Annotated in this window: 8 protein-coding genes; 1 reads left to right on the top strand and 7 read right to left on the bottom strand. The window is 43.5% G+C overall.

What is annotated here, in order from left to right; all coding sequences use genetic code 11:
* Window positions 1–138 precede the first annotated feature (138 nt).
* From D8849_RS04280 to D8849_RS04250, 7 genes are all read right to left on the bottom strand, one after another.
* Entirely contained in the window at window positions 139–1620 is a 1482-nt protein-coding gene (locus tag D8849_RS04280; RefSeq protein ID WP_125386301.1) for an ABC transporter substrate-binding protein, read from the bottom strand.
* A gap of 102 nt (window positions 1621–1722) precedes the next feature.
* Complete coding sequence (locus D8849_RS04275) at window positions 1723–2646, bottom strand: carbohydrate ABC transporter permease (RefSeq protein WP_000818353.1); 924 nt, start codon at window positions 2644–2646, stop codon at window positions 1723–1725.
* A 13-nt stretch (window positions 2647–2659) separates the two neighbouring features.
* The gene (locus D8849_RS04270; RefSeq protein ID WP_001032152.1) at window positions 2660–3589 is read right to left on the bottom strand and encodes an ABC transporter permease; all 930 of its coding nucleotides are present in this window, start codon (window positions 3587–3589) and stop codon (window positions 2660–2662) included.
* A 209-nt stretch (window positions 3590–3798) separates the two neighbouring features.
* Window positions 3799–5679 (bottom strand): beta-N-acetylhexosaminidase, encoded by a 1881-nt coding sequence (locus D8849_RS04265; RefSeq protein ID WP_125386300.1) that lies wholly within the window; start codon window positions 5677–5679, stop codon window positions 3799–3801.
* The gene (locus tag D8849_RS04260) at window positions 5673–6542 is read right to left on the bottom strand and encodes an ROK family protein (RefSeq protein WP_180948044.1); all 870 of its coding nucleotides are present in this window, start codon (window positions 6540–6542) and stop codon (window positions 5673–5675) included. The genes D8849_RS04265 and D8849_RS04260 overlap by 7 nt, the downstream gene beginning before the upstream one ends.
* Before the next feature lie 83 nt (window positions 6543–6625).
* Window positions 6626–9271, bottom strand: a complete 2646-nt coding sequence (locus tag D8849_RS04255) for an alpha-mannosidase (protein WP_125386299.1) — start codon at window positions 9269–9271, stop codon at window positions 6626–6628.
* A 98-nt stretch (window positions 9272–9369) separates the two neighbouring features.
* Window positions 9370–10650, bottom strand: a complete 1281-nt coding sequence (locus D8849_RS04250; protein WP_125386298.1) for a glycoside hydrolase family 125 protein — start codon at window positions 10648–10650, stop codon at window positions 9370–9372.
* 170 nt (window positions 10651–10820) lie between these two features.
* Here D8849_RS04250 and D8849_RS04245 point away from each other — a divergent pair, with 170 nt between their 5' ends.
* Window positions 10821–12908, top strand: a complete 2088-nt coding sequence (locus tag D8849_RS04245) for a GH92 family glycosyl hydrolase (protein ID WP_125386297.1) — start codon at window positions 10821–10823, stop codon at window positions 12906–12908.
* Window positions 12909–13015: the final 107 nt, after the last annotated feature.

Here is a 13015-nt window from a genome sequence, read left to right as displayed (position 1 = left end):
CTGAATGGTTAAATAGTGATAAAAACATGGATATCTATGCTCTCGTTTCAAAAAATCACTGCCTTCCCCAGACAAACCTGAGGAAAACAGTGATTTAATTTTTAGGAATTAGGAATGAATACACGAAATCAATTGATCTTATGATTTTTTGTTTTTCAAGAATTCATCGTATTGTTTTTGCATTTCGTTCAATACTTTTTCGTAGGCACCTTCAGATTTCAATTTTTCCATCAATTCTGGAATAGCTTTGTCTGGGTCTACAGTACCAGTGTTAATAGCTGTATCGAATTGTTGCATTGTGTTAGAGATAGCTGAGATTTCAGATTTCACATTGTCAGTGTTAAAGATGAATCCAAGTGCTGGAGATTCTTTAGCTTCAGCCAATTGTTTCTTAGAATCTTCGATTTGTTGATCTGTAACGTTTTCGTTGATGTAAAGAATCCAGTTGTTACCTGTGTTCCATCCACCCATGTGAGTGTTTCCTTTGTATCCATCAAGGACACGAACACGGTTTTCTTTACCTTCAATTTTTTCCCAGTTCTTGCCTTCTGGACCGTATACAAGACCATTCAAGAGTTCTGGGTTAGTGTTCAAGAGGTTCAACACTTCCATTGATTTTTCTTTGTTCTTAGAGTTGTTTGAGATGACAAAGTTAGCAACTTGTGTTGTTTGGTTTTTCTTGATGAAGTTAGTGATTGGTTTGATTTGGATATCTTTGTTAGCAACACGTGAAAGCAAGCTGTTACCGTAGTCAGCTGGTCCTACTGTTTCTTCACGAACGAACCAAGTATCTTGTTGAAGGTCAAATGAAGTATCGCTTGTTGCTACGTCTTTTGGAATGTATCCAGCTTCATAGAATTTGTGAAGAGTCTTCAAGTGTTCTTTAAAGCGAGGCACTTCGTAACGGTTTACGATCTTAGTAGTGTCCCCTTCAAGGTCGATAACGAATGGAAGTCCATTTGGAACTGGGTAATCAAAGTTATCAGATGGGATGAAGTTCTTAGTAACCGCAAATGGCACTACATCTGGAGCTTTTTCTTTGATTTGTTTCAAGACTGGTTCAAGTGTTTCGTATGAAGTGACACCTGAAATATCGATACCGTATTTAGCAAGAAGAGTTCCGTTGAAGGCGAAGTTTTGAGATGATGCAACGTTGGCTGCAACTGGAACTGCGTAAATTTTACCGTTTACAGTATTACCTTTGATGTAAGCTGGGTCAAGTGCTTTGTAAAGGTCTTTACCTTCTTTTTTGTACAATTCTGTCAAGTCAGCATAAGCACCTTTTTGAGCATTTACAACATAGTTAGATGCAAAGGCGATATCGTAGTTTTCACCAGATGATGTGATAACTGACATTTTCTTATCATAGTCACCCCATCCAAGATATTGGATATCCAATTTAGCACCAACTTTTTCACCGATGATTTTGTTGGCATTTTCTAGCAATTCATCCAAGTTATCTGGTTTGTCCCCGATTTGGTACATTTTGATAACAGTTTTTTCACCTGAAGCTGAGTCAGCAGCTTTCTTGTTACCTGAAAGGTTTCCACAAGCAGCGAGACCAGCAGCCAAAGCGACTACGCTAGCAGATGCAAAAGCATATTTTTTCCAGTTTTTCATGACAAAAACTCCTTTTTTTATTTTTAAACTTATAAACAATGTAATGATTTTAACTTCACACAAGGGAAGTTTGGAAATGAGAAATGTTCTTCTCAATAAGCACTATTCTTTCACACCACCGATAGTCAAACCTTTTACAAAGTAGCGTTGGAAGAATGGATACAGAATCGCGATTGGAAGGGTTGCGACCACAACCATGGCCATACGTCCTGTTTCTTTTGGTAGAGCAACTCCCAATTGACCAGATAGGCCGACTGCTTTTGCAATGTAGTCCATATTTTGCTGGATTTGCATGAGCAAATATTGCAATGGGTACAAGTTGTCACTCTTGATGTAAAGAAGGGCGTTGAACCAGTCATTCCAGAAACCAAGAGCTGTCAAAAGCGTGATGGTTGCGATACCTGGAAGTGACAATGGCAAACAGATTTGGAAGAAGATTCGGGCTTCACTGGCACCATCGATACGAGCGGATTCAAGAATGGCTTCTGGGATAGTCTTCTTAAAGAAGGAACGCATCAAGATGATGTTAAATGGAGAGAGAAGCATTGGAACAATCAAGGCCCAAACTGTATCACCAAGTTGAAGTAAACGAGTTACCACGATATAGCCTGGTACCAAACCAGCGTTGAACAACATACTAAGAAGGGCAAAAATCGTAAAGAATCTGCGATACTTAAAGGTTGTCCGTGAGATGGCGTAGGCATAAGTTGTTGTGATAAAAACGTTTGTGATAGTCCCCACCACTGTTACAAAAACTGAGATGAAGAGAGCTTGGAGAATTTTATCCTTAAATTGTGCCAAAAACTCAAAACCGTCTAATCCAAATTGAGATGGGAAGAAGCTATATCCATTTTGGAGGATACTCTTTTCATCTGTCACTGAAATAACGATAACGAATACAAAGGGTAGGATACAAGAGAGGGCAACCAAACCAGAAATGGTACTAAAGAAGATATCCGCTTTCTTACTGAAGGAGTGAATGCCGACATTATCAATTTTTTCTTTTTTAATTTTCTTTTCTGCCATATTCTCCTCCTTTCTAGAACAAGGCTGAGTTTGGATCAACTCGTCTTGCCAGTAAGTTTGATAGGATAACCAGAATCAAGCCGACAACTGATTGGTAGAGACCTGCTGCTGAAGCCATCCCGATATCCGCTGTCTGAGTCAAACCGTTATAAACATATACATCCAAAACGTTGGTTACGTTATAAAGCTGACCAGCATTGTGGGGGATTTGGTAGAAGAGACCGAAGTCTGCACGGAAGATATTTCCGACTGCAAGGATGGTCAATACAGTTACCAATGGTGTCAACTGCGGAATAGTTACATTGCGAATTCGTTGCCATTTGCTAGCCCCGTCCACTGTTGCTGCTTCGTAGTAGGTTGGATCAATTCCCATGATTGTCGCATAGTACATGACACTGCTATATCCAAAACCTTTCCAAATACCTAGGAAAAGTAGAAGATATGGCCAGATACCCAAGTCAGCGTAGAAATTGATTTCCTTCATTCCGATAGACTCTAGGAAATGGTTGAAAACCCCTTTATCAATGTTTAGGAAGGCATCTGTAAAGAAACTGATGATAACCCAAGACAAGAAGTAAGGGAACAACATGGAAGTTTGGAAAATCTTAACCATTCTCTTAGAACGGAGTTCACTGAGGATGATGGCAATCCCTACTGATACAATCAAACCGATAAAGATAAAGCCTAGATTGTAGAGGACAGTATTTCGAGTGATGATAAAGGCGTCTTTTGAACTAAACAAGAATCTGAAATTATCGAGTCCGACCCATTTACTATTCACGATACTATCTATAAATCCATTACTGGTCATGTGGTAGTCTTTAAAGGCAACCACGTTCCCAAATACTGGAATGTAGAAGAATAGAATCAACCAGAGTGCCCCTGGCAAAACCATCAAGAGAAAGATCCAGTTGTCTCTCAAGGTTTTTGAAAACTTATTCATAATTTCCTCCCTTTTTTATTTTGATATCCATCTAAAAATTCCTTTTTAGACTTTTGATAACGATTACATTATTAGTATACTCCTATTTGAAGGTTAGGTTAAACTACTAATTATAGAAAAAACTCCACAAATTATTTTATGTGGAGTACTTGTTTAAGAAAGGGATGTTTCACGAGAAACACTCTGAGTAAGGCACGGTGTTCTTGTTTTTAAGTTGTATAAATGGTTGAAGCTGTCGCAATAGTATGCCACTGGTTGGCTGTTGTGGCTGCGAAGTCCTTGTCTGCGTAGAAGTCTGTAAATGGCAGAATTTCCACTTCTAACTCATCGATGCGGTCCAGCTGACCTGCCAGATAAGCCTCGATGCGATTTTCTGCTCGCTTGATGCGTTGCAAGAGTCCGCCCATACGGATATCGACCGTATCCAAACCAAAGACCTTGTTTTCTTTCAGCCATTGGTGGCTAAAGAGGGCATGGAAGTCTTCAATTTGGCTTCTGAGTTCTGGTAATTCTTGCCTTGCGATTTCTTGCAGACTTCCTTTATCATCTGCTTGGTAAGCCTGACGAATGCGTCGTCCCACATCGACTTTGCTACTTAAAATGGCATTCAACTGAGCCTGCGTTTCAAAGAGGTAGGCATAGTTGCCAGCTTTTTCTTTAATGTTAGCAAGCGTCTCAGCAGCCTGAGCGAAGTGCGGTTTGTCCTGTTCAGGTGTCATATGTCGGTCAAGGATTGGACAGAGAACATCCTGATAAAAGACATAGCGATTGGGATTGATCCCGCTGAGATTGCCTGGTAGATCTGGTAAGAGGTTAGCAAGGTCAATCTGCATAAAGTCCTCAACTGATAGGCCTGTATTGGTCTGAAAATGAGCAGACAAACGGTCTAGGTCATTGCGGTAGCTGAGTTCTGCCCAGATTTGCAAGCTTGGTAGGACAGCGAATTGGGCAGTTTCCCCACCATTGTCCCCCCAACCCGTCACGATGACTTCTTTGATATCATTGGCACGACAGGCCTTGTTCGCTTCAAGAGCGATAAGACGGCTGAAATGGTTATTGGGTGTAAAACCGATCCATTTCCAAGCACCCCCTGCAAAGGCAAGGTCATGGCTAATCTTGTGATGGTTGCGGAAATTGCGATTGTATTTTTCCTCGCTATCCTGATAATAGTCCCAGTAAACCAAGGTCACACGGTCTTTGAGACGATCTAGGTAGACACGAGTTTCCTCTGGAATTTCCACATCACGGTCGTACTGGCCATCTGCTGACATAAGTTTAAAGAACATATCGCTCCACATCTGGCAGTGGAAACCATATTTATCAGCAATATCCAGCACGCGCTCCAAGTGTTGGCACATGAGGAGACTACGATCCACAACACCGTTCAATATCAAGTAACGTCCCAAGCCAACCAAGTGGGCTTCGTCCATCCCAATATTGACCTTGCGAGTTTGTAGTTTAGATAGAGTAGCAAACATGCCATCAATCAGGTCATAAACCTTTTCTTCGCCAATGAGAAGAATGTCCTCTACATCACGGAGCTCCTGGACTTCTTTGACACCCCATTTAACGAAGGCTGACAAGTGGGCCAAGGTCTGGATACAAGGCACAAAGGTCATGTCAAACTGTTGGGCGTAGGCTTCGATTTCCTGCAACTCCTCAGCCGAATAGGCACCACGGAAATAGCCAAAATAAGGTTGCCCCTCAATCTGGTAGGTGTCTTCCATGTATAGTTCAAAGGTTGAATAGCCCATGAGCGCCAAGACCTCAATCATCTGCTTGGCGGAGGCTACATTCAAAACTGCATTTCGAGAACAGTCAGCCATGTAGGCTAAATCTTCATAAGCCGCCTTCTCCTTAATCTCTACTTTATCACCTTCTGCTAGAGCTGTTACCAACAAGGACAAGGCGCGATAGAGTTGGTGAGGTTTGCGATAGGTTAGTTGATAGTGTCCACCCTCACCCTTGATAGAGATAGAGGCTTGGTCAGATTGGGCGACAGCTACTTCGACATCTGGTAGAGAAATGTGCTTTTGAAGCAACTCTATAGCTTGATGTTGTTTACTGCTAATTCCTGTAAATCTTACCATTGATTTTCCTCCTGTAGCCAATTGACAAGGGCACCGTAGAGATTGGCATCTGCGTGATAGGTGCAGGCTTGAATAACAGGTGCGACCGTGTATTCTTCGTAGGTATCGACAAAGTCATCGACAGCCTTCTTGACACCTTGGATAAAGTCTGGATTTTGGCTGATAGAGCCTCCCAGACTGATAACATCTGGATCGATGAGATACTGGATATTAAGCAAACCTTGCGCCAGATTGCGGTTCATGCGCTCAATAGCTTCTTGGCAAAGGATATCGCCAGCTACGGCTTCTTGGTAAATCTTGCGACCGTCCCAATCAGTCTGACCAGATTTTTCAATCACGTAGCGCACCATATTCCCAGTTGACGCTAGTTGCGACCAGTTGTTGAGCTTTTCAGCAGGGGCAAGGGTTGTCATGTAGCCAAATTCTCCACCCAGGCCGTGGCGACCTCGATGAAGTCTGCCATTGATAATCATAGCTCCGCCAATCCCTGTCCCAATCACGACACAGGCTGCATTTTCAAGCTCTGGATGAGCCAGTAATTCACTGAGTCCAACGCAGTTGGCATCATTTTCCAGATGGACAGGTAGCTGATGATGGGCAAGTGCTTCATACCAAGAAAAGCCATGGATGTAGGGCACCGCACTGAAGCCATCAATCACACCCGTCTCTTGATTGACCGCGCCTGGAACACTCATAGCAATCCCACTGTAATCCTGCTCTGACAAACGCTGGTCTAACCAAGCTAGTAAATCCTCCAAACTTTCAGGCGTTGGAATGCTTGTCTTATTCAGTATTTTCCCATCAGGAGTCAGACTGGCGAACTTAATCCCAGTCCCTCCGATATCAATCGTTGCAATGGTCATTGTTTTTACCATAAAAAGGGGCGAATCAGCAGTTAGTCCTTACTTTTTCGCCCCTCCTTTCTTTTTATGTCTACTTTTTGAAATTAAATTTCTTCTTTTTCGATGAATTCTGTACGAATCTCTTGTGGTGAAATGAGGCCTCTATGAACTGGGTATGGTCGTTCAAGTAGGTCAAGGAAGAGATGTTGACTTTCTGGTACACGTACATTTTCACTACACATATTGTAGTAACGAAGGACATAGCCTTCTTCATTTTCAGCTATCTTAAAGGCTGTTGGACAGATTTGCGGTATGTTGAGAACAGAATGATTCAAAAGGCTACCAGTCGCAGCCACGCTACCCTCTTGTTTTGCAACTTGAAGAGCTGTAAATGGTGTCTGCAAGGCTTTAGCACGACGGAAAGCTGAGAAGCGTTCTTGGGCTTGGTGGCATTCGAGAGCAAACTCGACTTCAAACTCACGCAAACACTGAGCTTCTGGTGTTGGGAAGTAACCCCAGTCACCCAACTCACCTGATGCACGCAAAATCGTCACTGCAATAGTGTCGTCCCCAAGGATTTCGTATTCATTCAATCCCTTGTTGGATACCGTCACACCTTTTTCATCGTCATACAGACTGACAAAAGCCTGTTGGTGTTGAGGATTTTCAGGATTTTCCCATGAAGCAGCTGGTTTGTTTGGTCGTGTCACCACCTCATAGATGCTTTCAGAATCGTTGCATGGACGCGTGTTATGAGTCTTGACCAAGAGACGGATACGGTGGTCTTTGGCAGTGTTGGTAAAGCGAGTTTTGCAACGGATTTGTGGATTGTCAACAAAGACAGTCATCTCAGTTTCCAGCGGAAGGCTTGTCAACTCTTCTGAACGTCCAGCTTCACGCTTCATAAACTCGATGATACCTTTTTGTTCTTCTTCTAGCTTTTCGTCCGCACTGACAGGCACGGTCAACTCATGTTTGAGCAAAATCTTAGCATAGCGAGCTGTGTTTTCCAAGACCTCGTAGCCCTTAAGCTCTGCATAGATTGGCTCTGTTCCTTGTGGTTGGAAATAGATATACTCGTTTCCGATGTCTCCACGGTCTTCGAAGCGGATAAAGTCTTCGTAAGCTTCGTGAGTTGTCTTATCATAAACTGTGATATTGTCATCCACACTCACCGTTACAAATGGTGTATCAATCACCCCGTTTTTGTAAATGCCTTCACGGTGTTCTTGTTCTCCTTCCAGCAATTGGAAGGTTGTCCAAGAAAGTGGCGCTAGGTGAACTGGAATGGTCACGCGCACTTGTCGAGCAATACGAGCTTGGCGGAACTTGTCTTTTGGTAAATCATACTCAAAATTAGCTCCAAGATCCTCGATTTTAGCCTCTACAGGACGACCATCCAAGTCCTCCACACGGTAACTTGGCAAGGTAAGAGCAGCCATCTTCTTGTAGCCTTCTGTTGGGTGCAATTCCTTAAAATCACAAGTCGCCACATCAATCACTGCGCTGACAGTATCAACCTTATCATGCAATCCTGTGTTAATGACAGTAAAGAGATAATCACTTTGAGCCTTAGCTGTAGCGATTTTGCCCTTCCACTCGTTAAGAAGATTGCTCTTCACAAAGTTTCCAACTTGGTTAACCTTGGCAAAACGAGTTTCCATCTCACGGTGAACTTCGTCCACGCTACAGCCACAGATACTATCATGAGGCGCGTTCTGCAAAAGAGTTTTCCAAGCATAGGTCAACTGATCCTTGTGGTTGTGGCCCCCAGTAATAATAGTCAAGGGTTCTACAACTTGCTCTAGGAGGTTGCTGTTTTCTTGGAAGGCTTGTTTGAGGTAAATACGGGATGAAGAAGTGTTGGCAAGTGTGTACCAGCCATCAGTTTCCTGACTGGTCAACTCGCCTGTAACCGTTGATAACTGCTCTGGTAGGGCACCTTCCACAGCTTGAACATACTCATCAAAAGAACTGTGAACAACGGTCACATCTGGGAAGAGTTCATTTGCCACACGAATGGCTTCGCTCAGATTTTTCTGAACAGGCTGGTGGTCACAGCCGTTCATCATCAACCATTGGTTGGTCGAAGCATAGTCACGAACGTCTGCCAATTTTTGTTTCCAGAAGGTCAAGGCCTCGTCTTTATCAACTGGAATTTCATTCCCATTACTGTACCAGTTGGCAAAGAGAATCCCGAGGACACGACTTCCGTCCGCACCCTGCCAATACATTTCTGAAAACTGAGAAGTAAACTGCTCATCTTCGAGAACTTGGTTGTCAAATCCAATCGGTTTCACACCACGACCAAAGGCTGCCACGTGAATGCCTGATTTTTGAAGGATTTGAGGAGCTTGCCCCATATTTCCAAAGGTATCTGGGAAGTAACCAATCTGAGTGGATTTGCCCCATTTTGCAGCTTCTTGCTGACCAATAAGAGTGTTGCGGACATTGGCTTCACTTGAAATCAAGTAGTCATCTTGCAAGATGTAAAAAGGACCAATTTTAAGTTTGCCTTGGTCGATGTATCGTTGGACTTTGTCGCGATTTTCAGGGCGAATCTCCAAGTAGTCATCAAGGACAATGGTTTGACCATCCAAGTGGAAGCTCTTGAACTCAGGGTCATTTTCAAAGAGATCAAAGAGATTGTCAAATAATTCCACCAACTGCATACGGTGGCTTTCAAAAGGCAAGTACCACTCACGATCCCAGTGACTATGTGAGATAATATGTACGACAACATTTTCCATGAAGTAAAACCTCATTCTAAATTTAAATTTTTATTGTTAACGTTTTAAATGTAAATTTGTGATTCTTTCCAAGAATCAGTTGCGCTAAAGCGTGTTCCTTAGCGGATATCCAAGTAATCCAAGACCAATTCACAGAACATCATGTTAGCCCAAGAGAACCATTCACGAGAATAAAGAGTTGGGTCATCTACGTGGAAGCTTTCATGCATAACACCTGTACCACCATCGCAGGCAACCAGCTGATCCAGCAAGAATTTCTTCTCTTCCTTATCTCTTGTTGTCAAACCTTGGATAGACAGAGCGATTGGCCAGATATAGCGATAGAAGGTATGAGAACTTCCGAGACCGCTAGCGTATTCTCCTTGGTAGAAGTATGGATTTTCAGGGCTCAGAATGGTACGACGAGTTGCTTGATACACTTCATCATCGACCGAACAGTAACCCAGATAAGGTGCAGCCAGCAGACTTGGTACGTTTGGATCATCCATGATGCTGGCATTTCCTAGACCATCCACTTCAAAGGCATAAATCTTTTCGCCCTTGCTGTTGCTTGTGTAGGCGTAGTTTTCGATACCTTCTTGGATCTCCGCTTTGAGACGCTTAGCATCATCAATAACACTCTCGCTATCAGCTAGGTCTAGTTCTGCAAAGATTTCTTGAACATACCCCAAAACAACAACTGCAAACATATTTGACGGAATCAAGTAACTATACTGACAGCAGTCATCGCTCGGACGAAAAGCTGACCAGGTCATGCCTGTCACTGCAAAATCAGGTCCAGAGCCATCATTTACCAAGGTATCTTCCTTACGGTCCGTATCTCGGACAAAACGATAAGGAGAGTTCTTGTGATCTTGTTCCACCGTCCACAGATGAAGAATTTCCTTGGTCGCTGTGACAAAAGTTTCATCAAATTGACTAGTCTCGCCAGTCTCTTTCCAGAGGAGATAAGCCAACTGCAAAGGATAGCAAAGCGAGTCCACCTCATACTTGCGCTCCCAAATCCAGCCGTTAAGGTCTGTGTGGTCAGTCTCGTGGTGCCCCTTCCAGTTCTCCTCAATGTTGAAAGAATTGGTATAAGGATCCTTGAGTACCAAGGTCATCTGACGCTTGACCAAACCTGCAATGGTCTGACGCAGGAGGGCATCTCTTTTAGCCACATGCAGGTAGGGTCTGAGTTGGGCTGTCGAATCTCGAAGCCACATGGCAGGAATATCCCCAGTCAAGACAAAAGTTGAACCATCTTCTAGGATTGCAACCGTATTGTCCAAGGTGTCTGTGTAGCAACGCTCGAAAACATCCACCCACTCTGGATGGTCCTTAGCACGTTCTGCCACTTCATCTAGCCATTCTCTAACAATTTCTTTTGAATAAATCATCGTGCAGTATCCTCTTTCAAACAAGTTTCATTTTCAGTATATAGCTTTTGAGACAGAAAATACATACACAAATGATAGTCATTTTTCTACAAAATAGTTATCTTTGAAACTCCTTTTCTAAAGGCCCTCTTTTTCTGATATAATGTAGAAAAACAGCTAAAGGAAAGACTATGAAACCACTACTTGAAACCATCGATACCCGCTTTGGAACTGCCAGCAAGCATGCCTTTTCTCGGGGAAATACCCTGCCATACACAGGCATTCCTTTTGGGATGAATTACTTTGTACCCCAGACCAGTGACCAGGATGGATCTTGGTTTTTCGATCCATATCTGCCTATCTTTCAGGGGATTCGCTTAACCCATCAGCCCAGTCCTTGGATTGGCGACTACTCTTGGCTCCTTCTGACACCTGTCACAGGTCAGCTAGGCGGAGACAGCCTCTTCCATCGTCAGTCTTCCTATGATATGGATAGGGCCTCTTTCCAACCCCATTATCTAAAAATTTTCTCCCTGCGCTATCAGATTGAAACCCAGCTCACACCGACTTGCTACGGTGCTTCTATTCGTTTGGAACAAAAACAAGGAAAAACCCTCTCCCTCTATCTTCACGCAGCAGATCAACTGACCGTGGAGCAAGTAGATAAGAGAAATCTTGCCCTGCGACAAGAAGGAAAAACTGAGACCAACAAAAATCCACTGATACTCTTCACTACCCTGCAAATGAATACGGATATTCTTGCTGTCAATCAAGAAGACGGAGACTGGCGAATTGACTTAGCAGATAGTCAAACCGAGATTCAGCTAGCGACTTCTTTCATCTCGCCTTCTCAAGCACTGCTTAATCTACCTCAAAAAGATTTTGATAGCTGTAAAGCAAGTGCACAAAAAGATTGGGAAAATCTCCTCCATCGTTTTGACATTATAGAGACAGGAGAAGCTGACCGAACCTTCTTTGATCACTGCCTTTACAGACTCTTCCTCTTCCCACAGACTTTTTATGAGGTTGATGAATCAGGGCAAGCCATCCACATGGATCTGGCTACTGGTACTGTCAAACTCGGTGTCCTCTTCAGCAACAATGGTTTCTGGGATACCTTCCGCACCACCTTCCCCCTCTTTGCCCTTATCATACCGGAACACTACCACCGCTTTTTAGAAGGTTTCCTCAATAGCTACCGCGATACTGGATTTCTTCCAAAATGGATGGCTCCAGATGAACGGGGTATGATGCCAGGTACACTTTTAGACGGTATTATCGCCGATAGCGCCTGCAAGGACATGGCTCCCGACTTGGAAGAAGAACTCCTCCAAGCCATGCTTGAAACAGCCAGCAAGACCGACCCTCTCGGCATCAATGGTCGTCACGGACTAGCCCAATACCAAGCACTAGGCTACCTCTCTACCGACCACCACGAAAGCGTCAGCCACACCCTAGACTATGCCTATAGCGATTTTTGTATCGCTCGCTGTGCTGAAAAGCTAGGGCAAATAGAGATTGCTGAGACTTATAAGACTACTTCACACAATTACCGACATCTATTTGACGCTGAGACAGGTTACATGCGAGCGCGTGATAGTCAAGGCAACTTCCGTACCGATTTCTCTCCTTATAGTTGGGGACGCGACTATGCCGAATGCTCTGCCATCCAAGCAACTTTAGGCGTCATCCACGACATCCCAGGCTTAATCCAACTTATGGGTGGAAAAGAAACCTTTAGCAACTATCTTTTGAAAGTCTGTCAGGAGGCTCCCCTCTTTGAAACAACAGGCTATGGTTACGAGATTCACGAAATGAGCGAAATGGCTACTGCTCCTTTTGGGCAACTCGCCATTTCCAACCAACCTAGCTTCCACATTCCTTATCTATTCCGTTACAGCAACTACCCTTACTACACTGCCCTTCTCATCAAGACGCTCCGTCAGAAGGCCTTTCACCCAAGTTGGGAAGCCTATCCTGGCGATGAAGACAATGGCAGTCTCTCAGCCTGGTACATCTGGTCAGCTCTCGGATTTTATCCGACCTGTCCAGGCAAACCAAACTATGATCTCGGAATCCCTCTCTTTGACCATCTCCGAGTCTATCTTGCCAAAGAAGATAAATGGCTAGATATCCATACTAAACAAAACCATAGCCATTTCAACTTTGTAGAAGAATGCCTACTAGACAAAACACTCGTATCAACTATTCAACACCAAGACCTCCTAAAAGCTGAACAGCTAACCTTTACCCTCAGCTGGCTACCAAGTCATCGCTAAATAATAAAAAATCTGCAATCCCCAAGATTATCCACAATCTGTGAATAACTATCCCAAACTGTGCTTAACTCTTGAGTTTCAGCAATTAAAACTACTTTATAATCCTC

The sequence above is a fragment of the Streptococcus mitis genome (genome assembly GCF_003942765.1).
In the GTDB taxonomy this organism is placed as follows: Bacteria; Bacillota; Bacilli; order Lactobacillales; family Streptococcaceae; genus Streptococcus; species Streptococcus mitis_BE.
The sequence above is the reverse complement of the archived record's forward strand: the minus strand, read 5'-3'. Positions and strand labels throughout refer to the sequence as shown.